Source organism: Rhodopseudomonas sp. P1 (assembly GCF_039642825.1).
GTDB classification, from domain to species: Bacteria; Pseudomonadota; Alphaproteobacteria; order Rhizobiales; family Xanthobacteraceae; genus Rhodopseudomonas; species Rhodopseudomonas palustris_H.
Genome location: NZ_CP088006.1, coordinates 5,026,516 through 5,051,940 on the forward strand (window position 1 = coordinate 5,026,516; position 25,425 = coordinate 5,051,940).

The 25,425-nt window shown below is 64.4% G+C and carries 28 protein-coding genes; 9 read left to right on the forward strand and 19 right to left on the reverse strand.

Going from position 1 to position 25,425, the window contains the following annotated elements:
• Positions 1-48: 48 nt before the first annotated feature.
• Positions 49-1,407: a lipopolysaccharide biosynthesis protein gene (locus tag LRC39_RS23250; protein WP_346295790.1), complete on the forward strand. Its 1,359-nt coding sequence runs from the start codon at positions 49-51 to the stop codon at positions 1,405-1,407.
• A 69-nt stretch (positions 1,408-1,476) separates the two neighbouring features.
• Here the strand turns inward: LRC39_RS23250 and metA are convergent, their stop codons facing one another.
• Together metA and LRC39_RS23260 are read right to left on the reverse strand one after the other, a co-directional pair.
• On the reverse strand, positions 1,477-2,478 hold the full coding sequence (gene metA / locus LRC39_RS23255; RefSeq protein WP_346295791.1) for a homoserine O-succinyltransferase MetA: 1,002 nt from the start codon (positions 2,476-2,478) through the stop codon (positions 1,477-1,479).
• Positions 2,479-2,491: 13 nt separating this feature from the next.
• On the reverse strand, positions 2,492-3,793 hold the full coding sequence (locus LRC39_RS23260; RefSeq protein ID WP_346295792.1) for an O-acetylhomoserine aminocarboxypropyltransferase/cysteine synthase family protein: 1,302 nt from the start codon (positions 3,791-3,793) through the stop codon (positions 2,492-2,494).
• A gap of 264 nt (positions 3,794-4,057) precedes the next feature.
• On the opposite strand from LRC39_RS23260, the gene LRC39_RS23265 reads away from it, so the two are divergent.
• Entirely contained in the window at positions 4,058-5,875 is a 1,818-nt protein-coding gene (locus LRC39_RS23265; protein WP_346295793.1) for a long-chain-acyl-CoA synthetase, read from the forward strand.
• Positions 5,876-5,886: 11 nt separating this feature from the next.
• Positions 5,887-6,756 carry a branched-chain amino acid aminotransferase gene (locus LRC39_RS23270; protein WP_346295794.1) on the forward strand — a complete coding sequence of 290 codons (870 nt, stop codon included), beginning with the start codon at positions 5,887-5,889 and terminating at the stop codon, positions 6,754-6,756.
• A 26-nt stretch (positions 6,757-6,782) separates the two neighbouring features.
• Here LRC39_RS23270 and LRC39_RS23275 read toward each other — a convergent pair whose 3' ends face one another.
• A complete protein-coding gene (locus LRC39_RS23275) occupies positions 6,783-7,667 on the reverse strand; it encodes an acyl-CoA acyltransferase (protein ID WP_346295795.1) in 885 nt (294 codons plus the stop codon).
• A gap of 100 nt (positions 7,668-7,767) precedes the next feature.
• Here LRC39_RS23275 and LRC39_RS23280 point away from each other — a divergent pair, with 100 nt between their 5' ends.
• The 3 genes from LRC39_RS23280 to LRC39_RS23290 are packed head-to-tail and all read left to right on the forward strand — an operon-like array spanning position 7,768 to position 10,100.
• Complete coding sequence (locus tag LRC39_RS23280; RefSeq protein ID WP_012497748.1) at positions 7,768-8,013, forward strand: acyl carrier protein; 246 nt, start codon at positions 7,768-7,770, stop codon at positions 8,011-8,013.
• Complete coding sequence (locus LRC39_RS23285; RefSeq protein WP_346295796.1) at positions 8,000-9,376, forward strand: class I adenylate-forming enzyme family protein; 1,377 nt, start codon at positions 8,000-8,002, stop codon at positions 9,374-9,376. Before LRC39_RS23280 ends, LRC39_RS23285 begins: the two co-directional genes overlap by 14 nt.
• On the forward strand, positions 9,369-10,100 hold the full coding sequence (locus LRC39_RS23290) for an SDR family NAD(P)-dependent oxidoreductase (protein WP_346295797.1): 732 nt from the start codon (positions 9,369-9,371) through the stop codon (positions 10,098-10,100). The genes LRC39_RS23285 and LRC39_RS23290 overlap by 8 nt, the downstream gene beginning before the upstream one ends.
• 71 nt (positions 10,101-10,171) lie before the next feature.
• On the opposite strand, the gene LRC39_RS23295 is transcribed toward LRC39_RS23290, so the two are convergent.
• Positions 10,172-11,113 carry an amino acid--[acyl-carrier-protein] ligase gene (locus tag LRC39_RS23295; protein WP_346295798.1) on the reverse strand — a complete coding sequence of 314 codons (942 nt, stop codon included), beginning with the start codon at positions 11,111-11,113 and terminating at the stop codon, positions 10,172-10,174.
• A 34-nt stretch (positions 11,114-11,147) separates the two neighbouring features.
• Entirely contained in the window at positions 11,148-12,377 is a 1,230-nt protein-coding gene (locus tag LRC39_RS23300; protein ID WP_346295799.1) for an acyl-CoA dehydrogenase family protein, read from the reverse strand.
• 367 nt (positions 12,378-12,744) lie between these two features.
• Between LRC39_RS23300 and LRC39_RS23305 the strand changes: the two genes are divergently transcribed.
• The 3 genes from LRC39_RS23305 (at position 12,745) to LRC39_RS23315 (ending at position 14,303) form a co-directional block, all read left to right on the forward strand.
• Positions 12,745-13,017 carry a phosphopantetheine-binding protein gene (locus LRC39_RS23305; RefSeq protein ID WP_346295800.1) on the forward strand — a complete coding sequence of 91 codons (273 nt, stop codon included), beginning with the start codon at positions 12,745-12,747 and terminating at the stop codon, positions 13,015-13,017.
• Between the two features lie 66 nt (positions 13,018-13,083).
• Positions 13,084-13,539: a cupin domain-containing protein gene (locus tag LRC39_RS23310; RefSeq protein WP_346295801.1), complete on the forward strand. Its 456-nt coding sequence runs from the start codon at positions 13,084-13,086 to the stop codon at positions 13,537-13,539.
• A 176-nt stretch (positions 13,540-13,715) separates the two neighbouring features.
• On the forward strand, positions 13,716-14,303 hold the full coding sequence (locus LRC39_RS23315) for a DUF2478 domain-containing protein (RefSeq protein WP_346295802.1): 588 nt from the start codon (positions 13,716-13,718) through the stop codon (positions 14,301-14,303).
• A 410-nt stretch (positions 14,304-14,713) separates the two neighbouring features.
• Here the strand turns inward: LRC39_RS23315 and LRC39_RS23320 are convergent, their stop codons facing one another.
• The 14 genes from LRC39_RS23320 to nifX all read right to left on the reverse strand — a co-directional run bounded on the left by LRC39_RS23320 (position 14,714) and on the right by nifX (position 25,398).
• Positions 14,714-15,010 (reverse strand): ferredoxin family protein, encoded by a 297-nt coding sequence (locus tag LRC39_RS23320; RefSeq protein WP_346295803.1) that lies wholly within the window; start codon positions 15,008-15,010, stop codon positions 14,714-14,716.
• Between the two features lie 33 nt (positions 15,011-15,043).
• Positions 15,044-16,351 carry an FAD-dependent oxidoreductase gene (locus LRC39_RS23325; RefSeq protein WP_107346147.1) on the reverse strand — a complete coding sequence of 436 codons (1,308 nt, stop codon included), beginning with the start codon at positions 16,349-16,351 and terminating at the stop codon, positions 15,044-15,046.
• Positions 16,352-16,363: 12 nt separating this feature from the next.
• The gene (locus LRC39_RS23330; RefSeq protein WP_012497757.1) at positions 16,364-17,470 is read right to left on the reverse strand and encodes an electron transfer flavoprotein subunit alpha/FixB family protein; all 1,107 of its coding nucleotides are present in this window, start codon (positions 17,468-17,470) and stop codon (positions 16,364-16,366) included.
• A 24-nt stretch (positions 17,471-17,494) separates the two neighbouring features.
• The gene (locus LRC39_RS23335; RefSeq protein WP_346295804.1) at positions 17,495-18,340 is read right to left on the reverse strand and encodes an electron transfer flavoprotein subunit beta/FixA family protein; all 846 of its coding nucleotides are present in this window, start codon (positions 18,338-18,340) and stop codon (positions 17,495-17,497) included.
• A gap of 330 nt (positions 18,341-18,670) precedes the next feature.
• Positions 18,671-19,021 (reverse strand): nitrogenase stabilizing/protective protein NifW, encoded by a 351-nt coding sequence (nifW, locus tag LRC39_RS23340; RefSeq protein WP_346295805.1) that lies wholly within the window; start codon positions 19,019-19,021, stop codon positions 18,671-18,673.
• Positions 19,022-19,048: 27 nt separating this feature from the next.
• Positions 19,049-20,242, reverse strand: a complete 1,194-nt coding sequence (gene nifV / locus LRC39_RS23345; RefSeq protein WP_346295806.1) for a homocitrate synthase — start codon at positions 20,240-20,242, stop codon at positions 19,049-19,051.
• Positions 20,235-21,467 (reverse strand): cysteine desulfurase NifS, encoded by a 1,233-nt coding sequence (gene nifS, locus LRC39_RS23350; protein WP_346295807.1) that lies wholly within the window; start codon positions 21,465-21,467, stop codon positions 20,235-20,237. Before nifS ends, nifV begins: the two co-directional genes overlap by 8 nt.
• Positions 21,464-22,453: a Fe-S cluster assembly protein NifU gene (gene nifU / locus LRC39_RS23355; protein WP_346295808.1), complete on the reverse strand. Its 990-nt coding sequence runs from the start codon at positions 22,451-22,453 to the stop codon at positions 21,464-21,466. The genes nifS and nifU overlap by 4 nt, the downstream gene beginning before the upstream one ends.
• 27 nt (positions 22,454-22,480) lie before the next feature.
• Complete coding sequence (locus LRC39_RS23360) at positions 22,481-22,801, reverse strand: HesB/IscA family protein (RefSeq protein WP_013504427.1); 321 nt, start codon at positions 22,799-22,801, stop codon at positions 22,481-22,483.
• A 409-nt stretch (positions 22,802-23,210) separates the two neighbouring features.
• Positions 23,211-23,921, reverse strand: coding sequence for a nitrogen fixation protein NifQ (locus LRC39_RS23365; RefSeq protein WP_346295809.1), 711 nt, complete (start codon positions 23,919-23,921; stop codon positions 23,211-23,213).
• Positions 23,922-23,938: 17 nt separating this feature from the next.
• Positions 23,939-24,250, reverse strand: a complete 312-nt coding sequence (gene fdxB / locus LRC39_RS23370; protein ID WP_107346155.1) for a ferredoxin III, nif-specific — start codon at positions 24,248-24,250, stop codon at positions 23,939-23,941.
• Between the two features lie 59 nt (positions 24,251-24,309).
• A complete protein-coding gene (locus LRC39_RS23375) occupies positions 24,310-24,516 on the reverse strand; it encodes a CCE_0567 family metalloprotein (protein WP_346295810.1) in 207 nt (68 codons plus the stop codon).
• Between the two features lie 17 nt (positions 24,517-24,533).
• A complete protein-coding gene (locus LRC39_RS23380; RefSeq protein ID WP_012497763.1) occupies positions 24,534-24,998 on the reverse strand; it encodes a NifX-associated nitrogen fixation protein in 465 nt (154 codons plus the stop codon).
• Between the two features lies 1 nt (position 24,999).
• Positions 25,000-25,398 (reverse strand): nitrogen fixation protein NifX, encoded by a 399-nt coding sequence (gene nifX / locus LRC39_RS23385; RefSeq protein ID WP_107346158.1) that lies wholly within the window; start codon positions 25,396-25,398, stop codon positions 25,000-25,002.
• Positions 25,399-25,425: the final 27 nt, after the last annotated feature.

Sequence of the window (25,425 nt, forward strand, 5' to 3'; positions counted from 1 at the left end):
CCGGTCGTCGACGGCTCCCTCAGAATCTGCAGACCCGTCGCGAGGTCGATGACTTTGAAATTCGGTACCGCGTTCGAAAGACTGATCGATCTGCGCAACAACCCTGCGATTCGCGCCATGACTGGCGCGTTCGGGCTGCGCGTTCTGATCACGATCGTCAATCTCGGACTGGTGACGCTCGCCGCACGCACGCTGAGCGGCCATGACTTCGGCACCTATTCGATGCTGTTCAGCGCCGCGGGCCTGCTCAGCGTCGTCGCGACCTTCGGCCAGCAGATTTTCATCATGCGGTCGTGGAGCGAATACACCAATGCGGGCGACGAGCCGAAACTGAAAGGCGCGATGACCTTCACGGCGCTGGCCAGCCTCGCCGGCAGCATTCTGATCGGCCTGCCGTTCTTCTTCTGGGTCTCGCTCGAGCAAGATACGGTGCTGGCCGCATCGACGACGCTGTACCTGGTGTGCTTCGCGCTGATGCTGATTTCAGCACACGTCACCCGCGGCGCCGTCGGCGTCGGTGTCAGCGACGGCCTCACCTACCTGCTGGTAGCCACCTGTCCGATGGTCTACCTCGCCGAGTGCGTCATCTCCGGCACACCGATCGAGATCCACACCATCTTTCTGACCATGGCGGCAGCCTCGTGCTTCACCGTGATGGTGCAGATGACGTTGTTGCGGCGACGGGTCCACGCTCAGTTTCCGCATTTCGGCCGCTCACGCGTGGCCTTCGAGCTGCGCACCTGGAGCACACGCTCGGCCAAGCTGTGGGTGTCGAGTTGCCTGGAGGCGGCCAATCAATACGCCGACGTCGTGATCATCGGCTACCTGATGAGTCCAACCGTCGCCGGCGCATATTTCGTCACCACCCGGATCGCCAACGCCTTCGCGATGGCCACTGGAGCGGTCTACATCTTCTCGACCCGGCACTTCCCGCATCTGTATTACAGCCGGCAGCACCGCGAACTCGACGGCCTGCTCGATTCCGTAGCGCTCGTCACGCTCGCGATCGTCATCGGCGGCCTGATGGTGGTGCTCGGCGGCGGCCACTGGATCCTGTATCTCTTCAACGCTGAATACGTCTCGTATTACAGCGCGCTGGCGATCCTGACGGCAGGCACCGCCGCGGTCGCCGCCGCCGGACCCTGCGGTTCGATCCTGATGCTGACGGGCCACGAGGGCCGCTATCTGACGATCATCGGCGGCACCGTGCTGATGCGCGCAGTCGGCTTCTTCATCCTGATCCCGCTGTTCGGGATCTCTGGCGCTGTCGCGGCAACCGCAATCTCGTTCATCGCGCTGGCGCTGCTGATGCGCAGCGCGTCGATCAAACTGGCCGGCATCGACGGTTCGGTACTGCGGCTCCTGACGGGATGGCGCCGACGCCGGCTCACGCAGCCGGCGGAATAATCCGCCTTCCGGGCGTCCGCGCGACCAACGCCACGCTTCATCGTATGCTCGGATGAATTGGTTTGCGGCTTAATGCTCGACCGCGAGCAGCGAGAGCCAATTGCTGAATAGGGCCGCCGCAGAAGCTTCGAGCGAAGCCGCCAGTCCAGGCCGGAGCGCCAACGGCGGCAGTTCAGCGATCATCTCCGGCTTGCAATCCGCGCGGGCACGATCGCAAAACGCGGCGAGCCGAAGTGCCGTCTCGGCGCAGAAGTAGTTTTCCGGTGCCGTCGGACAATCGTTGCGTTCACCGGCAAGATAGCGGCCGATGTCGCGGAGGAATTCGCGCTGCAGCGTCGCGGCGTCGTACTCCGGATGACCTTGAAAGAACACCATGCGGCTGCGGCCGTCGCGCTTGAACACGTCGACGTTCGCTCCTGCTGCCCGCGTCAGCACCTCATAGCCGGCGGCGGACAGGTCGTCCGCGTCGAGATCGTTGAGCCGCGAATGCGAAACCCGCATCGTCGCCGGCAGGTCATTCAGCATCGGATCCTGCTGCAGCTTCTCGACGGCATAGACCCCCGAGCACTTGCGCGGCAGTCTTCGGCGCTCGATGCCGTCGACGTGCAGGACGACGGCATGGGCGGCGAGACAGGACCAGATCGTCGAGCGGGTGTTGGCTTCGGCCCAATCCACCAGTCGACGAAACTCGTCCCAATACGGCTCGTCGCGGAGTGCCGCCGTGCGCGGCTCGGCGCCGGTGACGATCAGACCGTCGAGCCGAACGCGGCCGAGATCAGCGATATCGGAATAGAGACTGTCGATGCGGTGGCGGGCGGTTGGCGACCGCGGCACCGATCGCAGCGCGAAGCAATGCAGCCGAACCCGCCGGGTGCCGGCGCCATCGCGCAGCAGTCGGGCGAACTGACGCTCGGTTGCCCGCAACGCCGCGTCGCCCATGTTGTTGACCAGACCGATCTCGATCGGCTTGCGATGATCTAATCGTCCTCGCCTGCGTCGTTCATCGCCGACGCCAGCCGGGGCCAGCGCTGGGCTGGCAATCGGATCGGCATTGTCGAACAGGAGCGTCATACGCCCTGGCCGCCTATTCGGCTGCGAGACGCGGCTGCGAACCGCAGGCCTGCGCCAGCGCCTGATCGAGATCTTCGATGATGTCGGCGATGTGTTCGATACCGATCGACAACCGGATCGTCTCCGGCAGCACTCCTGCTTGGCGCTGCTGCTCGACCGACATCTGGCGATGGGTGGTCGAGGCCGGATGGCAGGCGAGCGATTTGGCATCGCCGATGTTCACCAGCCGGGTGATCAGCTTGAGCGAATCGTAGAACGCCTTGCCGGCCTCCATTCCGCCCTTGATGCCGAAGGTGAACAGCGACGATGCGCGGCCGTCGAGATACTTCTGCACCAGCGGATAATACGGGCTGTCCGGGAAGCCGGTATAGTTGACCCAGGCAACGCGCGGATCGTCGCGCAGGAATTCGGCAACCTTGCGGGCGTTCTCGACATGACGCTCCATCCGCAGCGCCACGGTCTCGATCCCCTGCAGCAGCAGGAAGGCGTTGAACGGCGACAGCACCGAGCCCATCGTGCGCTGATAGATCGATCGTGCACGCTCGACATACGCAGTCGGCCCGAACCGTTCCGCATAGATCATGCCGTGATAGGAGTGGTCCGGCTGACTGAAGGCCGGAAACCGCGCAGGATTCTTGGCCCAGTCGAACCTTCCGCTGTCGACGATAGCACCGCCGAGCGTGGTGCCGTGGCCACCGAGGAACTTGGTGAGCGAGTGCACCACGACGTCCGCGCCGAATTCGATCGGCTTCAACAGAATCGGCGTCGCCACGGTGTTGTCCACGATCAGCGGCACGCCGGCGCGATGCGCGACTTCGGCGATGGCTTCGATGTCGCAGACATTGCCGGCGGGATTGCCGATGGTTTCGCAAAACACCGCACGGGTGTCTTCATCGATCAGCCTGGCGATGTCGTCTGGCTTGTCGCTGGTCGCGAAACGGCCGGTGATGCCCTGCCGCGGCAGGATGTGGGACAGCAGCGTATGCGTGGTGCCGTAGAGCTGCGGCACCGAAACGATGTTGCCGCCGTGATCGGCGAGATTGACGAAGGCGAAATGCAGCGCGGCTTGACCGCTCGCCACTGCCAGCGCGCCGACGCCGCCTTCCAGCTCAGCCACACGCTTTTCCAGCACGCTGGTGGTCGGATTGGCGATCCGCGAGTAGCGATAGCCTTCGGTCTCGAGATTGAACAAGGCGGCGCCGTGGTCGGCGCTGTCAAACGCATAGGATGCGGTTTGATAGATCGGCACCGCAACGGCGTGAGTGGTGGGTTCGGGCTCGTAGCCGGCGTGGATAGCGAGCGTCTCGTTGCGCATGAGCTCCTCCCTTCGCCGCGGCTGCACTTCACACACACAGAGGTCCGCGTCTGGCCTTTGCTAGAACGCGCCGCATTAGCGGACAACACATTTCAAAAACGACGACAAACTATCCCTAATTTCGCTTGCTGATTTGAAGACAATTTGAATCGATTCCGATTTGTTTACCTTAAGCGCGCTTCGTCGAACCGTTCGCAACAAATCGCCAACCGCCCTCGCCTACAATTGCACTCAAACTCGAACGAACTTTCAGAACCGGTGTCGATGACCGCGCACGCAGCTGCAGCTACCCACCCCCCCGATACGGCGTCTGCACGCCCGTCGGTCGCCAAGAGCTGGCTTAACGCGATCGAAATCACGGCGCGGATCGAACGCGAGCCACAGCGCCTGATGTGCGATGCGATCGCCGAATGGGCAACAAGCACGCCAAACGCGCCGGCGCTGCTCTCGGAGAACGAGCGATTCAGCTACGCGGAACTAACGCGCCAGATTGATCGCTACGCGCGCTGGGCGCTGGCGCAGGGAATCGGCAAAGGCGTCATCGTCGCCCTCCTGATGCCGAATCGTCCCGACTATCTGGCGATCTGGCTCGGCATCACCAAGGTCGGCGGCGTGGTAGCGTTGCTTAACACCCAGCTGACCGGCTCCTCGCTCGCCCATTGCATCGATGTTGCTGCGCCAAGCCATATCATCGTGGCGAGGGAATTGAACGACGCCTACGGCAGCGCAACACCGCATCTGGCATCGGCGCCTCGGCTATGGCTGCATGGCGACGAGGTTGACGAGTCAGGGCTGTCCGTCGCATTGGCGACTGTGAAGGACGATCCGCTGACAGCAAATGAACGTCCCGCTGTCACCATCGATGATGTGGCACTGCTGATCTACACTTCGGGCACGACGGGCCTGCCGAAGGCAGCGCGGGTCAGTCATCGCCGGGTGATGAGCTGGGCCGGCTGGTTCGCTGGACTCACCGGCGCGACGCCCGATGATCGCATCTACGATTGTCTGCCGATCTATCACAGCGTCGGCGGCGTGGTCGCAACCGGCAGCCTGCTGATGGCGGGCGGGTCGGTCGTGATCGCCGAGAAATTCTCCGCGCGGCGATTCTGGGACGATATCGTCCGCTACGACTGCACGCTGTTTCAATATATCGGCGAGCTGTGCCGCTATCTTGTCCAGGCGCCGCATGCGCCCAACGAGACACGCCATCGCTTGCGGCTCGCTTGCGGCAACGGGCTGCGCGGCGACGTGTGGGACGCGTTTCAGGCGCGGTTCGCGATCTCCCGCATTCTGGAATTCTACGCCTCCACCGAGGGCAACTTCTCGCTCTACAATGTCGAGGGTGAGCCGGGCGCGATCGGGCGGATACCATCATTCCTGGCGCATCGCTTTCCGGCCGCGCTGGTGAAATTCGATTTCGAAACCGGACTGCCGATGCGAGACGGCCAAGGCCATTGCATTCGCTGCGCCCGCGACGAGCCTGGTGAGGCGATCGGCCGGATCGGCGAGGCCGAGCGCGGCGGCGGCCGCTTTGAAGGTTACACCACCGATGGCGATAGCGAGCGCAAAATCCTGCGCGACGTGTTTGCGCCGGGTGACGCCTGGTTCCGCACCGGCGACCTGATGCTGCAGGACGCCAAGGGCTTCTTCCGCTTCGTCGACCGGATCGGCGACACCTTCCGCTGGAAGGGCGAGAATGTCGCGGCGAGCGAAGTCGCCGACATACTCGCCGCCTGCCCCGGCGTGATCGACGCCACCGTCTATGGCGTTAGCGTTCCGAACCATGACGGCCGCGCCGGCATGGCGGCCCTTGTGACAGACCACGGCTTTGATCTCGCGACGCTGCATCGGCACCTCGTCGAACGGCTGCCGGCCTATGCACGGCCGCTCTTCCTGCGGCTGCGGACGGCCCTCGATCTCACCGGCACGTTCAAGCAGGCAAAGCAGCCGCTGATCGCCGACGGGTTCGATCCGTCCCTCGTCAGCGATCCGCTCTATGTCGCCGATATAGCCGCAGGCCGCTACGTCGCGCTCGACGCTGACATCTTCAGCCGCATTACCCACGGCGCATTCCGATTGTGATGGACCCGACGATGCCTGCTGCCGCACCAATCAACTATTCGCAGACCTGGACCTTCTTCGAGGGCGAGTGGCACGATGGCAACGTGCCGATCATGGGGCCGCGCACGCATGCTGCTTGGCTCGGCTCGATGGTGTTCGATGGCGCCCGCGCGTTCGAGGGCGTCACGCCGGATCTCGACCGGCATCTGGCACGGATCAACTGGTCCGCGACCAACTTCCAACTGAATGCCCTGGTTGATCAGGAGACATGGCTCGGTCTGGTCCAGGACGGCTTGAAGCGGTTCGCCGGAAATGCCGAGCTCTACATCCGGCCGATGTATTGGGCGCAGAACGGTGTCGGGGGCGGCGTGCTGTTCGATCCCGACACCACCAATTGGTGCCTGTGCATCTACGAAGCCCCGATGCCGAAACCGACCGGCTTGTCGATTACACTGTCGCCGTTCCGCCGGCCGACCGCGGAATCTGCGCCGGTTGAGGCCAAAGCCGGCTGCCTGTACCCAAACAACTCACGCGCGATGATGGAAGCCAAGAGCCGCGGCTTCGACAATTGCCTGCTGCGCGACATGCTCGGCCACATCGCCGAGCTCGGCAATTCCAACATCTTCATGGCGAAGGACGGGGTTGTCTACACGCCGGCCGCAAATGGCACCTTCCTGAGCGGCATCACCCGGCAGCGCGTGATCGAGCTGCTGCGCGGCGACGGCGTGACCGTGATCGAGCGTTCGCTGACCTATCGGGATTTCGAAACCGCCGACGAGATCTTCGCCAGCGGCAATTTCGCCAAGGTGCAACCAATCATCCGGATCGACCACCGCTCGCTGCAGCCGGGTCCGTTCTACGCCAAGGCCCGCAAGCTGTATTGGGAGTTCGCTCACGGCTGAGCGGCGCGGCCGATACCCGTCCGCGATCAGGGACCGAACAGCACCAGCTCGGTCTCGCTGAGATCGGCAAGCCGCGGCGGGTTCGGGCCCTTGTAGTACTTGCGGCCACGGGACTCGACATAGAAGCCAGTCAGTTCATCCATCGGACCGAGCGCGTCGAGAATCACGAGCGGCCGGCCGCGCCAGAGCAGCGCTCGGCCAAGCACGCCTGCGCATTGCACGAATTCGGCGACGTCGCGGCAATACACCAGCTGCATCGCGGGGAATGGGAAGCGGCCGTGCTTCACCCGCTTCGGCAAAAACAGGAACGGCATCGTGCGGCCATCAGGCAGATGCACCGCGAGAGCCAGGCATCCATAAGACGCATGGCTGCGGAGGAGCTCACACTCCGTCTCACTCAACCCGGCGACCACGCCGGTTGCTTCGGTCACCACCTCGACACGCGCGCCCTTTTCGGCGCGCGACAGCCAGGGCAACGCGAAGAACATGCCGTTGCAGTAGCGTTTGAACCCCAGCGCCTCAACGATCGGCCAGGTGTTCACCGCCGGCGAAATATTGACGTAGGTGACCTGCTTGTTCTTCTGCGCCATCGACGTCAGCAGCGTCGCATAATTGCGAAAATCGGGCTCGACGTACCAGCTCGAGACGTTGCAGCGGAGAATCTGTTCCGCTCCGGGACGACGCGCCGCGTACAGCAGCAGCAATGCGCCGACGGGACGGCCACCACTCTCCAGCAGATAACCGTATCGTGCGCAGCCATCCGGCAATTCACGCGCGCCGAGGCGATGCAGTCCGCGCCACCAATAGTCGCGGCGGCGGCCCGGAAAGCCGCGCGTCAGCAGATCGGAGACAGCGTCGATGTCGGCGTCGCCGATCTCACGGCAACGTACCTTGCGGGCTTCCAAAGCCATTTACCAATCGGCCCGAATTGCAAGTGAAGCGCATGGATTTGTTTCGATTTTGCGCCATATGCTCCTTGTCTCACGGATCGATCAGAAAGGCGAAGTGTCGATGTCTGTACGGTTAACGATCGTCTCGGCGATGCAACAGATCGCTGACGAACAAGGCTTCAAGGTTCCTGCGCTGACGGATGACCTCGTGCTACACGAATCCGGCTTCGACTCGCTCGGCTTTGCCGTGCTTGTCGCGCGCCTCGAAGACGAACTCGGCATCGATCCGTTCAGCACGGCAGACGACGCCATCTTCCCGGAGACGCTCGGCGACTTCATTGGAGCCTATGAGAATGTCCCCGCGTGAGATCGTCGCGCTCCGCCACTATCTCACCACTGATCTGACCAGCCGCACGCTCTCGGACGCGACTCATGAGATCGCGTTCGCCGACATCGCGCGGGGAACCTGTCTTGCCGGCAAGCTGCCAGAGCTCGCCGGCCGTTCGGTGCTGCTGTCGCTCTCGACACAGCTTGTCACCGGACTAGCAATGATCGAACTCGACGGCGTGGCGCGGCGAATGCTGCTGTGCCCGCCGGACGTCGACATGGCCTACGCCGCCGATCTGATCGCGGATGCGGAGATCGACGCCATCGTCACGGATGCGCCAGAGCGGTGGCAAGGCCTCGGCGTCGGCACCATCGTCACCGCAGGTTTGCCGCTGCAGCCCGCGGCCCCCATCGCAGCCACGCATGCCACGTCGTGGTTGATGCTGACCTCCGGCACCACCGGCCGGCCGAAGATCGTCGCACACACGCTGGCAGCGCTGACCGGCGCGATCGTCGGCGACAACGTCGCGAAAGATGCGCCGACCTGGGCGACGTTCTACGACATCCGCCGCTACGGCGGCCTGCAGATTTTCCTCCGCGCCGTGCTCGGCGGCGGCTCGATGGTACTGTCCGCGCCCGGTGAAGCAATCGGCGATCATCTGGCGCGGCTCGCCGCGCGCGGCGTGACCCACATCTCCGGCACGCCGTCGCATTGGCGCAAGGCGCTGATGAATCCGGCGATCGGCGGTTTTCGCCCCGGCTATGTCCGATTGTCCGGCGAGATCGCCGACCAAGCCGTGCTCGACGGGCTCCGCAACGCCTTCCCCGATGCCTCCATTGGCCACGCCTACGCCTCGACTGAGGCCGGCGTCGGCTTCGCGGTCAATGACGGCCATGAGGGCTTTCCGGCGTCGCTAATCGGCAATACGCCCGGCATCACCATGAAGGTGGTTGATGGCTCGCTGCGGATCAAGTCGACCCGCACCGCACACACCTATGTCGGCCGCAGCGCTCCGCCGCTGACCGACGCCGACGGCTTCGTCGACACCGGCGACATCGTCGAGCTGCGCGGCGATCGCTATTACTTCGTCGGCCGCCGCGACGGCGTGATCAACGTCGGAGGCCTCAAGGTTCATCCCGAGGAAGTCGAAGCCGTGATCAACCAGCATCCCTCGGTGCGGATGTCGCGGGTGCGAGCGCGGCGCAGCCCAATCACCGGCGCGCTGGTCGTCGCGGAGGCGGTGCTCGCCAGTGTGGCGGACGCCGGGCGCACCGGCGCGATCCGCGAGGCGATCCTCGCCAATTGCCGCGCCGCTCTGCCGCCGCACAAAGTCCCGGCGTCGATCCGTTTTGTGCAGCAACTCGATGTCACCGCCTCCGGAAAGCTGGCCCGCCATGCATAAGGTGGCGGTGACCGGCGGCAGCCGGGGGATTGGGCTTGCGATCGCACGGCGCCTCGCCGCGGCTGGCTACGGCGTGATCGCTGTGGCGCGGCGCGAGAGCGACGAGCTGAAGGCTGCGATCGACGAGGCTGCGAAAGGACCTGGCTCGATCGCGTTCAAGGCTTACGACCTCGGAGACATCGACGGCCTCGCCGGCTTCGCCAAGTCGCTGCGCCAGGAATTCGGCAAGATCTACGGGCTCGTCAACAACGCCGGCATCGGCACCGAGGGCGTGCTCGCCACCATGCACAACAGCCAGATCGAGACGCTGCTGCGCATCAACGTGACCTCGCCGATCGTACTGACCAAATACATAGTCCGCCACATGATGGCCGATGGCGCCGGCCGCGTGATCAACATGTCGTCGATCATCGGCTCCACCGGCTACAATGGCCTGTCGGTGTATGGTGCCACCAAGGCGGCGACGATCGGCTTCACCCGCTCGCTGGCGCGCGAAGTCGGCCGGCTCGGCATCACCGTCAACGCAATCGCGCCCGGCTTCATCGACACCGAACTGACCGCGGGACTTGCCGGCGAAGGTCGCGACAAGATAGCGAACCGGAGCGCCCTGCGCCGCCTCGCCGAAGCCGATGACGTTGCCCGAATGGTCGAGTACCTACTCGGCGACGGCGGCCGCAATATCACCGGCTCGGTGCAAACCATTGACGCCGGGAATACGGCGTAGGTCGCAAAGTTACCAACTCTCGTCATTCCGGGTCACGCGATATGCATGCCCGGAATGACAATGCAAGGCCGTCAGTCGAGCGACAGCACGTCGCGCACGCTGGCCGGCCAAGCACTTGTATCGATGCCGTGGGTCGCGAACAGCGCTACCGCGAGGCGATCCATGCCGAAGGCGACGCAGCCGGTGTGGGCCGGGTTGCCAGCCGCGTCCTCGATGCCCCAGGTGACGCCGAAATGCTCGCGGTGATAGTTGAAGCTCATGCAGGCGGTCGGCTGCTCTTCCGACCGGAGCGGCACCAGCAGTTCGAATTTCAGCGCCTGCTGTTGCTGACTGATCGCCTTCATCTGACCGACGCGGCCGAAGAACGGATCGGATGCAGTCTCGACGCGGAAGGCCAGACCAAGATCGCGGGCGATCGCCTGCGCCTTCACCATCCAGCGCTCGCGGAAGTCCGCGACATCCTGCGGCGCTCCGATGCAGACATATTCCCGCATCCGGAACGATTGCAGCCGGTCAAGATGCTTCGACGGCTCGCGGCGGAAGCAATCGGCGGCGACATCGAAACGCGCGCCGCCCGCCGGAAGCGGACCGCGGCTCGCCGCGATCGGATACACCGGATAGCAGGCCGCGGGTGACAGCACGAGATCGGCGGGAGACAGCGACGTCGTCCAATCGCCACCGGAATCGAACCGGCTGACCGCCGAGTTGATCTCCTGCTCCGTGCCATGCAGACCGCAGACGCAACCGAGCAGATTGGGGAAGCTCTTCAGATAGCCCGACTTCTCGAGCTGACCGCGGCTCATCACCGGCGGAAACCGCATCACTTCGGTGCCGTCCTCGCGATGCCGCGAGATCAGCGCCGCCAGCTTCTCGACCACGCCCTCATACAGCGCGGTGCGCGCATAGACGCCGTCGGCGCCGAGCTTGTGGAACAGGTGCTCGGCCAGGTGATCAAGCGGATCGACCGGCTGCAGCTCGGCTTCGGCCGGCGTGGTGCGGATCGCCATATTCATGAAGCGGCCTCCTCGTTGACGATTGACGGTCGATTTAGTCGCGCAGGCTCGCCGGCACCGGGCTCATCAGATTGGCGGTGCCGATATTGGCGAGGATCCGGTCGTTGTTGATCATCAGCGGCGCGGACAGCACGTCGCGCAAATGACGGCCGAGGGTAAAGTCGCCATCATTGCGATAGCCCGACAGGCCGCAGGCGCGCATCGCGCTCATCACCGTCTCGACAGCAAGCTCAGAAGCTTCGACCTTGAGCAGGTTGATCGAGGACTGGAACTCCAGCGAGCTCAGCGCGCGTTCGTCGAATTCATGCGCGGCGTAGGCGTCGAGATGCGTGGCGATCATCGCCCGCAGCTTCGTCAGCGAGCGCTTGGCGCTAGTGAAGTGCGCCGCGCCCGGGGGCATCTGCCCGCCGGCGCCGCGCGCCGCCTTGCGAACGAACGCCTGTGCCCGCTCCACTGCGGCAGCAGCGATGCCCGCCCAAGCCGATGACCAGCTCAGATGCGCCACCGGCGTCATCGTCTGCGCATGAATGCGATCGTAGGCTTCGGTGAACACCTGATCGGCGCGGCCAGTCGCACGCAGTTCGAAGCCGGTGCTTCGGGTTCCGCGCATACCGAGCGTCTCCCAACCAAGCGTCGGCGTCAGCGTGTAGTCGTCCTTGGTGAACACCACCAGCACCTGATCCGAGGCAGCAGCATCGCCCGCGCGGCGCGCGATGGTCATCACGCCATCAGCTTCGGCGCCGTAGGAGATCACGGTGGCGTCGCGCACCAGCGCAATGCCGGTTTCGGTGCGCTCGATCGCCGCCGCGCTGGAGCGGATGTTGCCCCCATTGTTGCCTTCGGTGGTCGACGACGCCAGCAGCATCTGCTCGGCAGCGATCCGCCGCATCAGCTGCTCGTGCCAGGCGTTGCCGCGGCCGTGGCGCACCAGGCACGCCACCTTGGTTTGGTGCATCGCGACGATCATCGCGGTGGAGGCGCAGGCGCGCCCGAGCGCGTAGCACATCTCGGCGATGTCATGGACCGAGGCGCTCTCGCCGCCGAACTCGATCGGAATCTGCGCGCCGAGCAGACCGTACTCGCGCGCCGCATCAAGCGCAGCCTTGGGGAACCGGGCTTCGCGATCGACCGCCTCCGCATGAGCGGCGGCGATCGCCGCGACGTGAACCACGCGCTGCATCAACGGCATCGGCTCGGTGCCGAACTTGTCGTTGGCCGGCTGGGCCGTGAAGTCGCGAACCGCGTTATCGGTGATGATCGCCATGGTCGTGAACTCCCTGATGCGGACGTGCGCTGCTTGTGTCATTCGCGATCGGGATCAGATCGGCTGCGCCGAACGGTCGATCGCTGCTGGTAGCAAGCTATGGATCGGTCAGGAACACGTCGAGGCGAATTCAAAGTGAATCAATTTGGATTCGAATTGAGGGTTAATCGGACTTTGCGTCGATCGCGAAAATTTTCGGAATCCTCGTTAGCGTTAAAATTCGAATGAATATGTCGGCACTCGGCACAGCATTGTCTCCGACAGGCAGTTGCGATTACATCGCCGCAACGATAGCGAGCTGCGCGTACGGACCAAACCGTCCGAGAGGCGCGCTGAAGACTTCAGAATACATCAAGGAGATCGCGTCATGCAGGCAGGCTCGGCGACTGCGGTGGAGAGCAAGATCCTCGCTCTGGTGGAGTCGATCCTGACGCAGAACGGGCTCTCCGGCGACATCAAGCGCGACACGACGTTTGCCGATGCGGGACTGACCTCGATGGAGATGGTCAACCTGATGCTCGCAGTGGAAGCCGAATTCGACATGACACTGCCGCAGTCCGACATCACGCCGGAGAATTTTACTTCGGCCGCGACCGTCGCGCAGCTCGTGCTACGACGCCAGCACGTTCAGGCCGCTTAGTTACGTGAGCTTCTTTCCGGAAACGACCAGCATCACAACCAAACACCGATCAGCAGGAGACGCTCGATGCCCAACGACCTGATCCTCACCTCCCGCACCGACGTCGAGCTGAAGCCGGCGCCGATCGAGCCGTCGTGGATCATCGAAGGCAATCCGGTCGCAACGAACTGCACGCTGTCGCGCAGCGCCGATGGCATGGCGTCGACGATCATCTGGGAGTGCACCGAAGGCAAGTTCAACTGGCACTACGACATCGACGAGACCATCTGCATTCTCGAAGGCTCGGTGGTGATCGAAAGCGCCGGCATGCCGGCGAAGCGCTACGGCCCGGGTGACGTGATCTTCTTCAAGGACGGCGCCAGCGCGCGCTGGCATGTCGAAGGCCACATCCGCAAGATTGCGTTCTGCCGCCGCACCCAGCCTCGGCTCGTCGGGCTGGGCGTGCGGGTATACGCCAAGCTGCGTTCGATGCTGCTGCCGTCCGCCAATCGGCCCGCACAGTCGCTGCTCGGCGCCAACTGAGCCGATCACCATCGCTGCGGCGCAAGGCCGCACAAATCAAACGGCGGATCGCACGGCGATCCGCCGTTTTTCGTTCGACAGCCCTACTGAAGTCGGATTGATTTGACGCAAAGAAGCAGTTTGCGGGTTCTGGCATGTCCTAAGGCGAAAGTCGCATTTGGGGCAAAGCAGACGCGATGGACTTTTCTCACGGCAGGTCGGGACGACCTTCGATTCTCGCGATCGTGTACACCGATGGCTCGGCCGCTTGCCGGCTGATGTCGGATCTTGGCCGTCGGCTGCGCGACGCTGGCGTCGTTGTCGCGGGTCTGGTGCCGTATCAGGCGGTCGTTGACGACGGCGGCCCGCGCTGTGACATGGAAGTCGAGGAACTGTCCTCCCACTTCATCCTTCAGCTCGCTGAGGAACGCGACAAGCAGCCCCATGGCTGCCGCGTCGATCCGGAAGCCGTGCAGGAAGCAGCCGCACTGATCGCGGCCTCGTTCCGCAACGAGCCCGAACTGCTGATCGTCAACAAATTCGGCAAGCTCGAAGCCGATGGCGGCGGCCTCAGCGACGTCATCAGCGACGCCGTGGATCAGGGAATTCCGGTCATCGTCGGCGTTCCCGAGCGGCATCTGGCGCCGTGGCGCTGCTTCACCAGTGGCCTCGCCGAAGAAGCGACGCTGGACTCGCCCCGTATTCAGCAATGGCTGGCCCGCCGCGGCTTCGGCCTGCGACGCGGCACCGTCGGCCCGCAGCACGTGCTCAACTCGGCGGCGTGAGGCAATAAGAGACGGCGGTCCCTGGCGGCCTCACGACTGAGCTGCTCGGTCGCCTGGCCCTTCCCGCTCTCCATCTGTCGCGCTTCATCGACCAATCGACGCGGTTTCCTCGTCGCACGCAATGCGCTCCATCCTGAGGAGCGAGGGCAGCGCGCGTCGCGAAGGATCCGGAGACTGACATTTGCGGCGCATGGTTTGAGACGACGCTACGCGTCTCCTTACTACGGGGTTGTGCTCGCCGCGAGCATACACAGCCACAACAGCAGGACGGATCCATAAACACCAATGCCCGGGACAAGCCCGGGCATTCATGTCTTGCGCTATGAAGCAATCAGGGCCGAAGCGAGCAGCCACAGAGGCGCAGGCGGCGGCTCCTGCCTGCGCGAGCCGTCGCCCCTGGCGCGGTGCTCTCAGCCGAACTTGAACAGCACGCCGTAGCCGCCGCGCGGATAGCTCCACTCGATGTCGCCGCCGCCTTCGGCCAGCACGCGGCAGGTGCCGCATTCGACGCAGCCGTCCGGCGTCACTTCGACCTGCCCGTTGCTGTTGAGTTCGTAGCAATGCGCCGGGCAGATCTTCAGCAGCGCCAGCAGTTGCGGCGACGGCTTGGCGTGAGGCTTGACCTTGATGTGGGCGTTGCCGACGTCGACCAGATAGCGGTTCTGATACAGCTTGTCTTCGACGCGAACCGGGGCTTCCGTTGTCATCGTCCGTTCTCCGCTTTCTCGAATCCCGCTGAGTTATCGCCACGCCCGCGCGAAGCGGAACGCGTCGCCGAACAATCCGCCCCACGACCGCGCCGAAACGAACGACTTGATCGTGGTCTTTTCCTTCTCGATCTTCGGCGTGCCGTCGACCCGCACGAAGTTCTGCAGCGCCTTGTTGACGAGCTGCGGATAGGTCAGGAAGAAGTTTTGCGAGCGGATATGCAGCAGATCCGGCATATCCTTGTACTTCTTCAGATCTTTCATGACGAAGGAGTCATCCAGCATCTTCTTGTAGAGCGCGAGATTCTCCTTGGTCATCGGATCCTTGCGCGACTTCACCTGGAAGATCGCTTCCGCGGCGATCCGGCCCGAGGTCATCGCCAGGTTCGAACCTTCACGATGCATCGCGTTGTTGAGCTGCGCAGCATCGCCGACCACGACCCAGCCGTCGCCATAAAGCTGCGGGATCGCCTTATAGCCGCCCTCCGGAATTAAGTGGCCGGCGTATTCCTTCACTTCCGAGCCTTCGATCAGTGTCGCTACCGACGGATGCTTCTTGAAGCGTTCGAGCAGGCCGTACGGGGTCTCGCCGGTCTTCTGGAAGTCCGACACCAGACAGCCGATGCCGATCGAGATCGACTCCTTGTTGGTGTAGATGAAGCCCATGCCGGTCATGCCCGCCGAGATCGTGCCGGCAGCCTCGATCACCACGCCCTCGTCGCCCTTTAGGTTGAAGCGGGCTTCGATGGTCTCGCGCGGCAGGAAGTGCATTTCCTTCACGGCGAGCGCGACGTTCTCTGGCGACGGACGCTCGCGCAGCTCGGCCTTGGTGCCGAGCAGGCCGTTGACGCCTTCGGCCAGCACCACGACGTCGGCATGCACCTGACCGCCTTCACGATCGGTGATCACGCCGATCACCTTGCCGTAGGCGTCCTGCACCAATTCCTTGACGGTGGTTTCGCACAGCACGATCGCGCCGGCTTCCTGCGCCTTGCTCGACAGCCACTTGTCGAACTGGGCGCGGATAATGGTGTAGCGGTTCGGCTTCTCTTCGTTGAAGTCTTCCGAACGGTGATGCAGGCCGGTGTGAGACTTGGCGTCCATCATCCAGAACCGCTGCTCGACGAGATGGCGCTCCAGCGGCGCATCCTCACGGAAGTCGGGCACCAGCTTCTCGAGCATGTCGGCATAGAGAATCGCACCTTGCACGTTCTTCGAGCCCGGATATTCGCCGCGCTCGATCTGCAGCACCTTCAGGCCGCGCTTGGCCAGGGTCAGCGCCGCGGCGTTGCCGGCCATGCCGGCTCCGACGACGATGGCGTCGAAACGTTCTTCGATCATGGCAGCCTCCTGTTAGCTCGCGATCCGGTCGCGGGTGTGCGCAGACAGCCGTTTGCGGAAGGCTTCGGTCAGCGCCGGCAGAAGCCGGATCGCATCGGTGACGAGAGCGAGATGGGCGAAGTCGAAGATCGGCGCGTTCTTGTCGGTGTTGATCGCGACGATCAGATCTGAGCCGTCGACGCCGACGCGGTGCTGAATCGCGCCGGAGATGCCGGCGGCGATATACAGCTTCGGCCGAATGGTCTTGCCGGTCTGACCGATCTGGCGGTCGGCCGAGACCCAGCCCTTCTGCACCAGCGGCCGCGAACAGCCGTATTCGGCGCCGAGCACGCCGGCGAGCTGGCGCACCAGCTGGAAATTCTCCGGCGAAGCGAGCCCGAGACCGCCGGCCACGACGATGTCGGCGTAAGCGAGGTTCGAGGTCGCCTTGTCGCGATCCGGCACGAAGGCCAGGATCTTGGTGACGATATCGGCTTCGACCAGACCGAGCGGAAATTCGATGACGCGTCCGACCGGCTTCTCGACCCGTTCGGGCATCGACATCACGCGCGGCCGTACGGTCGCCATCTGCGGCCGGAAGTTCAGCGTGTAGATTGTGCACAGCAGCGAGCCGCCGAAGGTCGGACGGGTCGCGGCGAGCGAATTGTCGCTATCGACCTCGAGCTCGGTGCAGTCAGCGGTCAGGCCGGTGAGCAGCGTGGTCGCCACCGCGCCGGCGAGGTCGCGGCCGAGCGTCGTGGCGCCGAGCAGCAGGATCTCCGGCTTGTGGGTGTTGACCAGATCTGTCAGCGCCTTGGTGTAGGACTCGTTGCGGTAGTCGGTCAGCACGTCGTCGGCGACGACGTAAGCGAGGTCGGCGCCGTAGCAGAACGACTCGGCGACCGCCGCCTTCGTGGCGTCACCGGTCGGGCCGATCACAACCGCGGCGAGCTCGACGCCGAGCTTATCGGCGAGCCGGCGGCCGGAGCCCATCAGCTCCCAGGAGACGGGGTGAACGTGACCACGCTCCTGCTCGATAAACACCCAGACGTGCTTATAGGCTTTGAAATGCTCGGGCAGCTCCTTCTTGGCGGCGGCGCGTCCGGCGGGCTGCGGGGCAGGCTTGGCGGGCTGGCTCATCGAAGCGGCTCTCTGTTCGGGTTGTCAGAATCCGCGCGCCAGCTCGAACATTTCGTTCTCGAGCTTGGGCCGGAGCTTGAAGATTTCGTCGATCAGCGCTTCCGCCGGTGGCTGGCCGGCGGCCTCAACGACCTTGGCCTTCTCGGCCCGCGGGGTCGGCGCGAACACGCGCTTCACCACCGTCGGCGAGCCGCGCAGGCCGCACTTCTGGATGTCTTCGACGCCGGCGTCCTGCGCACTCCACTTCACCACTTCGGCGCGGGCGGCGTTCAGCGCGTTGACCATCGAGCCGCGGCGCACCTGATTGGTGCCTTCCAGCATGGTGATCAGGCATGGCAGATTGCTGCGCAGCACCTGCACGCCGCCTTCGGAGCGACGTTCGACTTCAATGGTGCGGGCTTCGAGATCGAGCGAAGAAACCTTCGAAACGTAGGTAAGCTGCAGGAAGTCGAGCCGCTTGCAGATGCCGGGGCCAACCTGGGCGGTGTCACCGTCGATGGTCTGCTTGCCGGTGAACACCACATCGACGGCACCGAAGGTCGAGCCGATCTTGCGGATCGCCGCGGCGAGCGCGTAGCTGGTCGCCAGCGTGTCGGAGCCGGCGAAGAAGCGGTCCGTCAGCAGCACGGCGCGGTTGGCGCCGATGGTGAGTGCCTTGCGCAAGGAGTCCTCGGCGGTCGGCGGGCCCATCGTCAGCACCGTGACTTCGCCGCCGAACTTGTCGCGCAGCCGCAGCGCCTCCTCGAGCGCGAACAGATCGTAGGGATTGATGATCGTCGGCACGCCCTGGCGCATGATCGTGTTGGTGACCGGATGCACGCGGATCTGGGCCGAGTCCGGAACCTGCTTGATACAGACGACGATATGCATGGAGTGGCTCCGCGCTTGCTGACAGAAGCTTGACGACGGAGACTTATGAGCAAGCCTCGTACCAACTTTTCCGCCGAGGAAAATATCGCGCCAAACCAATCATTTGCGGCGAGCGATTGGGATTGTTACCGGCGCTTCCGAGGGTTGCAATCCGACAACTCCGACACTTGTCGGGAAGGCGACAGCCGCGTGACCGACCAGACATTTCACGCCGCTGTGAGATCACCCGTCAAACACGACATGGATGTGAGAAAATGCGTCTGGCAGGCACAGCAAAACGGCCCGCCGCGAACGCGACGGGCCGTCGACAGCAGAACCAAGAAGCGGCGGTTACTTCAACGCGTCGAGCGGGACGAAGGCCGGGCGCTTCGGCGTCTTCGGTGCCACCGCGTCCTTCAGCACCTTGAACACCCGCTGATCGAGCGGCGAGGACGTGACGAAATCGGCATAAGCCCGCTCCAGCACCGCCTTGCAGCGGGCAGCGGCTTCGTCGCCCGGCAGGTGCTCGAGATCTTCACCGGCGAGATACTGACCCATGCGCCGGAGGATGTGCAGCCGCGCGACGTTGAGCAGCCTGGGATCGTAATCGACGCCGAGCAGTTCGAAGAACTCCTCGGCGGAGCCGGCGCGCTGCAGCCGGGCCACGATATCGGCGGGTTCGGTGACGGCGGATGTGCTCATCTCGGTCTCCTTGGTGGTTGTCGGCGCTCAGGCGCAATTGGTGAGCGTCCGCTCGCGAACTTCGCGCCAGATCGCGATCAATGTCTCGTTGCCGACCGGGCCCTTGTGGGTGACCGCATAACGGCGAACTTTGGCCAGGATGCCCTGCGCCTCGTCCGCGGTGGCCGGCAGATCGAGCTTGGCGAGCGATGAGGTGATCGCCGACAGCCCGGAATGCTTACCGATGACGATGCGATTGGAGCGGCCGAACAGATTCGGATCGAGCGACTGATAAGTGCGCTGGTCCTTGAGCAGTCCGTCGACATGTATCCCCGATTCATGGGTGAAGACGTGCTCGCCGACGATCGCCTTGTTGAGCGGAATCGTACGGGCCGCCGCGGTCGCGACCAGATCGGCGACGTTGCCGAGCTCCGACAGCACGATGCCGGTGTCGCGGCCATAGAGCTGCTTGAGCGCCACCGCGACCTCTTCGAGCGGTGCGTTGCCGGCACGCTCACCAAGACCGATCACCGTCACCGAAGCATGGGTGGCGCCGGCACGCAGCGCGGCCAGCGTGTTAGCGGTGGCGAGGCCGAGGTCGTCGTGGCCGTGAAATTCAAGCTCGAGGTCGGTCGAGGCGCGGAGCGCCGCGAGCAGCGCGTGGCTGGAGAACGGGTCGAGCACGCTCAGTGTGTCGGCAATCCGAAACCGGCGCGCGCCGGATGCCTTCGCGGTGGCAATCACCTCGGCAAGGAATTCGGGATCGGCACGCGACGAATCCTCGCCGCCGACGGCGACGTCGAGGCCGCGATCGCGGGCATAGCCGACCACGCGCTTGACGGTTTCGAGCGCATTCGAGCGCAGGCCGCCGAGCTTCGCAGCGATCTGCACGTCCGACACCGGCACCGAAACATTGACCATCGAAACGCCGGCCTTCAGCGCGGCATCGACGTCCTCGGTGCGCATCCGGCACCAGGCAATCGTCGTCAGCGGCAGTCCGGCCTCGACGATGGCGCGGATCGCCGCGATCTCGTCGGCGCCCATCGCAGGCGTCCCAGCCTCGATTTCCGGCACGCCGGCGCGCGCCAATGCGCGGGCGATCGCGACCTTTTCGGCGGTGGAGAACGCAACACCCGGCGCCTGCTCACCATCGCGCAACGTGGTGTCGTTGAGCACGATCGGCGCGGACTGAAAACCGCAGGACTGATCCGGCCGGACGATCTCAGACTTGATCTCAGACATGGGTTGTTCCTTGCGCACTTCCAGACGAACGCCCGACCGCTTGCGGAGCATCATCGGCTCCGAACGGCGAGATTGCCCGCAGCTTGGCAACCACGGCCGGAACGACTTCCAGCGCGCGGTCGATGTCGGCATCGGTGTTGTCGCGCGACAGCGAGAACCGCACGCCGCCCCGGACCGCGTCTTCGGCGACTTTCATGGCCAGCAGCACATGCGACGGCTCGAACGAACCGGTCGCGCACGCCGAGCCCATCGACGCGGCAATACCAGCCCGGTCGAGCAGCGTAATGATCGCCTCGCTGTCGATGAACGAGAATGCGAGGTTCGAGGTGTTGGGGAGGCGCTCGGCGCGAGCACCGACGGCGACGCAGTGATCAACCCGCGCCAGGATCTCGCGTTCGAGCCGGTCACGCAGACCGCGCACGCGAATGTCCTCGTCGGCCATCGCGCCAGCAGCAAGCTCAGCCGCGATACCAAGGCCGACGATGCCCGGCACATTCTCGGTCCCGGCGCGGCGGCCGCGCTCCTGCTGACCGCCCTTGATCTGCGGCTTGAAGCGGATGCCGTTCCGGACATACAGCGCGCCGACGCCCTTCGGGCCATGCAGCTTGTGTCCGGACAACGACAGCATGTCGATCATGGTCGACTGCAGATCGATCGGGCACTTGCCGACCGCCTGCACCGCGTCGGTGTGAAATAGCGCACCGACTTCCTTGGCAAGCTCAGCCAGATCCGCCACCGGCTGGATCACGCCGGTCTCGTTATTGGCCCACATGATCGACGCGATCGCGACACGGTCAGACATCGCTTCGCGATAGGCCAGAATGTCGAGCCGGCCCTGACGATCGACCGGGATCAAATGAACGCGGATGCCCTTGTTCTTCTCCAGCCAGGCACACAGCGACAGCACCGCCGGATGTTCGACCGCCGAGATGATCACCTCACGCCGGCGCGGCGCAGCTTCCAGCGCGGACAGGATCGCGGCGTTGTTACTCTCGGTGCCGCCCGAGGTGAAGATCAGCTCGTGCGGCTGCGCGGCGCCGACCAGCGCCTGGACGCGTTCGCGCGCCCGCTTGACCGCACGCGCGGCGTGGCCGCCGAGTCCATACTTCGATGACGGGTTGCCGTAGTACAGCGAGAAATACGGCAGCATCGCTTCGACGACGCGCGGATCGGTCCGCGTCGTTGCATTGGCGTCGAGATAGACGATGTCTGCCGGCTCGTTCATGACACCGGCACCACGCGTAGCGGCCGGCCGAATTTCTCGGCCAGCTTGGCCTGGACACCCGAGAGCGTCACCGACGAAAGCTGGCAGCCGACGCAATTGCCGGACAGCCGGACATAGACGATGTTGCCGTCGAGGCTGACGAACTCGCAGTCACCACCATCGCGCTGCAGATGCGGCCGCAATTCTTCGACCGCCTCGGCGATCAGCGCCTCCTGCGGCGGCGCATCGACCAGTCCGGCCGACGGAGGCGCCGGACGTGACAGCGTGGCCTTGGCGATCGGACGCAGATGCGCGGGCGTCGCCTTGGCGGCAAAGATATTGGCGGCCGGCGGCGGCGCACCATGCGGCTTCAACTCAGTGGCGCGCGGCGTCGCGGAGCCGATCCGGTAGGCATCTTCGGCCGCAATCAGGCCGTCCTCGACCATCTCGGCATTGACGCGCGCGAGCAGGGATTCGATCTGCTTGAAGCAGGTGCTGCAGCTGCCGGCAGCCTTGGTGTAGGCGGTGACGTCGTCGAGGCTGGTCAGCCGATTGAAGCGAATGGTGCGCTCGATCATCATCTGGCCGACGCCGAGGCACTTGCAGGCCGGCGGCGCATCGGCCTCGGCCACCGCGGCCTTGCCGCGATACGAACCGATCGCCTGCTGCAGGGCCTCAAAAGTCATCACCGCGCAGTACATCCGCTCGCGCGGCAGATCGCCCAGGTAGTCGGCGATCGCCGCGGCGCTGATGCCGCTGGCTTCATCGATGGTCTTGCCGGTGATCATGTCGGTGAGGGCCGCCGAGGCGGCGATCGCCGAGCTGCAGCCGAACGCCTGAAAGCGGGCCTGCGCGATCCGCCCGTCGTCGGGCTCGACCTTCAGCATCAATTTGACGGCGTCGCCCCAGCCGATGCTGCCGAACCGCCCGACTGCATCAGCCTGCGGCAGCGGACCGGCATTCGGAGAAGTGGAGAAGTGATGATCGAACTTGCCGAGGCTGAGCATGGCCCGCTCCCGTGGCTGGCGCTGCGCTTAACCGAACGACTTACCGCAACCGCACTTAGTGCCGGCGTTGGGGTTGTCGAACGTGAAGCCGGAGCCTTCCAGGCTCTCGACGAAGTCGATGGTCATGCCGGACAGCAGCGGCTGCGAGTCCGGATCGATGAACACCTTGACGCCGCCGGCTTCGACCACCGCGTCATCGACACGCGGCTCGGCATCGAGACCGATCAGATATTTGTAGCCGGCGCAGCCGCCCGCCTCGACCATAACGCGCAGCCCGGCTTCAAGCTTGCCGGCGCGCGACATCGCAGCCTTCACAGCGGTCCCGGCTTGTTCGGTGAGAATGATCATGGTCGGCCTCCATTTGTTGGGTCCGACATCAACAAGTGCAACCGCTGTGCCAGCGCGGGCACAGACGGCAAACCACTGATTTCGTGCAAAATTATCAGCACCCGACAATGTCGGAGGTCCGACATGGTCGCGAAGCCGACGGTTTCCGACAATCGCTCGCAGCTTAGAGGCGAGCTACCCCGCTACGCGGCGCTAACCTCTCCCCGCACGCGGGGAGAGGTCGGCCCGGCAAAGCCGGGCCGGGTGAGGGGGCGCCTCCAGAGGTCTGAGCATGCGAGCTGTATTCGCCGGACTACCAACGTCACTATTAGCACTCGGCCGTGTGGTGAGGCCCCCTCATCCCGCCCTTCTCCCCGCGCGCGGGGAGAAGGAGCCCGCTGTGCATGCGGCGATGCTTTCTGAATCTGACTTAAGCCACGCCAGCCGTCCGCAGTTCAACCTCGCGGCGGCGGATCGCCATCCGGCTTTCGCCGCTTTCTTCACCGAAGCACTCGGCGAAGTCGCCGCACTGCGAGCAGACCGGAGTGCTACACATCACCATACCATCGTCTTCGCAGAGCTTGCGGTAGAAGAACCGCTTCCAGCGCATGTTGCGGGTGTTGTCACGGGCCAGCGGCTCGAAATGCCGCATCAGCAGCCGGCTCAGCTCGGCGCGGCTGCGCAGCCCGAGATCTTCCCACAGATGCTCCGGCTGCATTGCCCGGCGCGCCACCATCGCGGCGAGCCACCGGCCGACGTCGCCCGAGGTCGAGCGATGCTTGAGCAGCAGGTCGCGGACCATGCCGGCTTCCTCGTCCTCGTCGTGCTCGCCGACTGCCAGTACTGACAACAGGACCGAGACGTGCGGGAACCAGCCGACGATCAGCGCCGCGAAATCGTCGGCCGTCAGACCGCTGGACTCCGTGATCGAGCCGGGTTCGGTGACCGCAACCGACAGGATCGACGCCAGCACGTGACGATCGAATGACCGATCGTCATCGATCTGGGCTTCGGCCGGGGTGCAGCCGGTCAAGGCCCGGTACACCACCGCCGGAGAGGACGCGAAGCTCGACGCCGTCACGCGCAGCGGCAGCGCCGCTGCCGTCGCGCCTGCCGCCTGGATTCCCGCTGCGCCGAGCATGTCCGTCGCTCCCTTGCTTAGAGCCCGAGTTCGCTAGCCTTGACGTGGGTCTGACACGCCTTCGGGCAGACCCGGACGCAGGCCGAGCAGCCGATGCAGTTGCCGGCCGCGTCGAGGACCATCACCTTGCGGACGAACTCCTCGTCATCGTCATCATCATCGAGCGAACAAGCGACCAGTTCGCCCTCCTCGTTGACGCCCATCAGATGCATCACGTCGCGCGAGCACACCTTGTGACAGCGGCCGCAACCGATGCACTTCTTGTCGTCGATCGCGGTGAGGTAAGTCGGTTCCCACGGCTGGCCGTCGCGGGTGGAAAAGATCGCCATTGTTCGCTCCTGCGCACGGCTCGAGGCCATGCCGTTTGGGCTGAGGCGTTCGGCCGCGATCAGGCGGCTTTCGCTTCCAGCTCCTTCAAAGCCTTCCGCGCAGCTTCAAGGGCCGCGTAGGCATCCTGGGTTTCCTGCGCCACCATCATGATGGTCTGCCAATTGATCGGCAGCTCTTCCGACAGGTCGTGCAGATTCATCTTCATCGTCGTCGCGCGGGCGGACAGCTTCTTGATCTCGGCCTTCAGCGTGTCGATGTCGGACATGCGTTCTCGCTCTCGCGTTAGAGGTTGGCGACGTCGGGATATTTGCGGATCATCTCGCTGCCAGCGGCGACCAGCTTGTCGCCCTCCTCGGCCAGCTTGCCGAGGTTATCGAAGCCGAAGCGATGAACGTCACGCATGTGCTTGTTGATGACGATCAGTCGCCCGGCGCTGAGGATCAGCCGGCCGAAGCCCTCGTGGTGCATCTTCATCATCGGCGACACCATGATTCTGGTCTCGCGTTCGATCGACAGCGCCACCGCGTTGTAGAACAGTTCGAGCCGCCACAGCGTCTCCGGATCCGGATCGCCCATGATCGGGATCTCACGGCGCTTGGCCTTGTCGACGATGAACGGCTCCAGCAGCTTCAGATCGGACTTGCCCTCCCAGACACCGTGGGTGTCCTGGGCACGGAGCTGCTTGACCAGTTCCTTGACGAACAGCGAGTCGAGCGCGGCGTCGGGAGCAGTGGTGGCTTCGGTCATGTCAGGCCTCGTCGGCAAAATCGAACGTGCGCTCTTCACCCTTCATCAGCGCCTTGCGCAGCCACGGCGGCGGCACGCCGCGCAGCACGCCCTGCAGCTTGGTGATCAGGTCGGTGATCAGCTCCGGCTGCGCCAGCTTCAGCGGGTGGACCTGAGCAGCGACAACGCGCGCCGCGCCGGAGCCGCCGATCGCCGTGCAGTACATGATGGCGCAATCCCGGATCGCGTCGATCTTGGCGACCAGCTTGTCCTCGTTGCCGTCTTCCTTTTCCTCGGCGAACTGCACCGCTTCGATGAAGCGATAATCGTCGGCGGTGACTTCGTAGATCGCGATATTCCGGGCCCAGCCGAAATGCGCATCGACGCGCGCAAGGTCCTGGGTGGCAAAGGCGACTTTCATGCCGGTTCTCCTGAGTTGTGCATCGGC

Coding starts and splice junctions, on each gene's coding strand:
- LRC39_RS23290 (WP_346295797.1), top strand. CDS start 9,369: ATGCATAAGGTGGCGGTGACCGGCGGCAGCCGGGGGATTGGGCTTGCG.
- LRC39_RS23310 (WP_346295801.1), top strand. CDS start 13,084: ATGCCCAACGACCTGATCCTCACCTCCCGCACCGACGTCGAGCTGAAG.
- nifW (WP_346295805.1), bottom strand. CDS start 19,021: ATGAGCACATCCGCCGTCACCGAACCCGCCGATATCGTGGCCCGGCTG.
- nifV (WP_346295806.1), bottom strand. CDS start 20,242: ATGTCTGAGATCAAGTCTGAGATCGTCCGGCCGGATCAGTCCTGCGGT.
- LRC39_RS23330 (WP_012497757.1), bottom strand. CDS start 17,470: ATGAGCCAGCCCGCCAAGCCTGCCCCGCAGCCCGCCGGACGCGCCGCC.
- LRC39_RS23270 (WP_346295794.1), top strand. CDS start 5,887: ATGCCTGCTGCCGCACCAATCAACTATTCGCAGACCTGGACCTTCTTC.
- LRC39_RS23260 (WP_346295792.1), bottom strand. CDS start 3,793: ATGCGCAACGAGACGCTCGCTATCCACGCCGGCTACGAGCCCGAACCC.
- LRC39_RS23250 (WP_346295790.1), top strand. CDS start 49: ATGACTTTGAAATTCGGTACCGCGTTCGAAAGACTGATCGATCTGCGC.
- LRC39_RS23380 (WP_012497763.1), bottom strand. CDS start 24,998: ATGACCGAAGCCACCACTGCTCCCGACGCCGCGCTCGACTCGCTGTTC.
- nifS (WP_346295807.1), bottom strand. CDS start 21,467: ATGAACGAGCCGGCAGACATCGTCTATCTCGACGCCAATGCAACGACG.
- LRC39_RS23265 (WP_346295793.1), top strand. CDS start 4,058: ATGACCGCGCACGCAGCTGCAGCTACCCACCCCCCCGATACGGCGTCT.
- LRC39_RS23365 (WP_346295809.1), bottom strand. CDS start 23,921: ATGCTCGGCGCAGCGGGAATCCAGGCGGCAGGCGCGACGGCAGCGGCG.
- LRC39_RS23320 (WP_346295803.1), bottom strand. CDS start 15,010: ATGACAACGGAAGCCCCGGTTCGCGTCGAAGACAAGCTGTATCAGAAC.
- metA (WP_346295791.1), bottom strand. CDS start 2,478: ATGACGCTCCTGTTCGACAATGCCGATCCGATTGCCAGCCCAGCGCTG.
- LRC39_RS23275 (WP_346295795.1), bottom strand. CDS start 7,667: ATGGCTTTGGAAGCCCGCAAGGTACGTTGCCGTGAGATCGGCGACGCC.
- LRC39_RS23295 (WP_346295798.1), bottom strand. CDS start 11,113: ATGAATATGGCGATCCGCACCACGCCGGCCGAAGCCGAGCTGCAGCCG.
- LRC39_RS23285 (WP_346295796.1), top strand. CDS start 8,000: ATGTCCCCGCGTGAGATCGTCGCGCTCCGCCACTATCTCACCACTGAT.
- LRC39_RS23300 (WP_346295799.1), bottom strand. CDS start 12,377: ATGGCGATCATCACCGATAACGCGGTTCGCGACTTCACGGCCCAGCCG.
- nifX (WP_107346158.1), bottom strand. CDS start 25,398: ATGAAAGTCGCCTTTGCCACCCAGGACCTTGCGCGCGTCGATGCGCAT.
- LRC39_RS23280 (WP_012497748.1), top strand. CDS start 7,768: ATGTCTGTACGGTTAACGATCGTCTCGGCGATGCAACAGATCGCTGAC.
- LRC39_RS23360 (WP_013504427.1), bottom strand. CDS start 22,801: ATGATCATTCTCACCGAACAAGCCGGGACCGCTGTGAAGGCTGCGATG.
- LRC39_RS23375 (WP_346295810.1), bottom strand. CDS start 24,516: ATGTCCGACATCGACACGCTGAAGGCCGAGATCAAGAAGCTGTCCGCC.
- LRC39_RS23325 (WP_107346147.1), bottom strand. CDS start 16,351: ATGATCGAAGAACGTTTCGACGCCATCGTCGTCGGAGCCGGCATGGCC.
- nifU (WP_346295808.1), bottom strand. CDS start 22,453: ATGCTCAGCCTCGGCAAGTTCGATCATCACTTCTCCACTTCTCCGAAT.
- LRC39_RS23335 (WP_346295804.1), bottom strand. CDS start 18,340: ATGCATATCGTCGTCTGTATCAAGCAGGTTCCGGACTCGGCCCAGATC.
- LRC39_RS23305 (WP_346295800.1), top strand. CDS start 12,745: ATGCAGGCAGGCTCGGCGACTGCGGTGGAGAGCAAGATCCTCGCTCTG.
- LRC39_RS23315 (WP_346295802.1), top strand. CDS start 13,716: ATGGACTTTTCTCACGGCAGGTCGGGACGACCTTCGATTCTCGCGATC.
- fdxB (WP_107346155.1), bottom strand. CDS start 24,250: ATGGCGATCTTTTCCACCCGCGACGGCCAGCCGTGGGAACCGACTTAC.